The following is an 828-nucleotide window of genomic DNA, read 5'->3' as shown; positions in this document are numbered from 1 at the left end:
GTCCTTCTGGCGCAGAGCTCACCAGGCTGCCGCTCAACGCGCCCACTTCAAATCAAAAAAGCAACTGTAATGTTAGGCAGAAGAAGGGGGTACGGCTTACCGATTGCCTTAAAGCTACTGTTGAACCAGCTGAGGCCGATCGCAGGAGATAAGAGTCTGCCGCGCTTGACCAAGCAAAGCCTCGAAGCGGCTCTTGGCATGGTCGCTAGGCAAATAGTAAGGTATACCTGGATGGATGACCGATTTCGAGGTCTGTGGAGGAAAGGAAGGAGGCGCTGACCTGACGCGCGTGGGTCCGAGCCGGCTCCGACAGGACGGTGCCCACGAGGGCCCGTAATACTGAACTCCGTGTGAGTAATGTCGAACTCGGAACGTGAACCGCCCGGATTTGCCGGAGGCCATTTGGTTTAAGTTATGCCGCCATGGCGGGTCGTTCCAGCATGGCGTAGTAGCGTTGCTCGGCTTCGGCCGGCGGGATGTTGCCGATGGGCTCCAGGAGCCGCCGGTTGTTGAACCAGTCCACCCATTCTAGGGTCGCGAACTCGACGGCCTCGAAGCTGCGCCATGGCCCGCGCCGATGGATCACCTCAGCCTTGTAGAGACCGTTGATGGTTTCGGCGAGAGCGTTGTCATAGGAATCTCCGACGCTGCTGACAGAAGGCTCGACGCCAGCTTCAGCCAGGCGTTCGGTGTATTTGATAGAGACGTATTGGGCGGCCCCTGTCGCTGTGGTGCACGAGCCCGCCACGATGAGAGCTGGCCCGGCAAATTCGGACAGTAGCTTGAGTGGATTTTCTGCCTGACAGCGGCGAGGATTCTTGCCGCGAA

Annotated in this window: 1 pseudogene; it reads right to left on the bottom strand. The window is 58.8% G+C overall.

Annotation, left to right across the window (positions count from 1 at the left end):
- Positions 1-412: 412 nt before the first annotated feature.
- Positions 413-749, bottom strand: a pseudogene (locus AC0L3P_RS39895) (integrase core domain-containing protein); the annotation flags it as partial.
- Between the last annotated feature and the right edge of the window lie 79 nt (positions 750-828).

The organism is Bradyrhizobium sp. WSM4874, from assembly GCF_055811835.1.
Note: the sequence above shows the minus strand (reverse complement) of the source record. Positions and strands in the feature narration are given on the sequence as shown.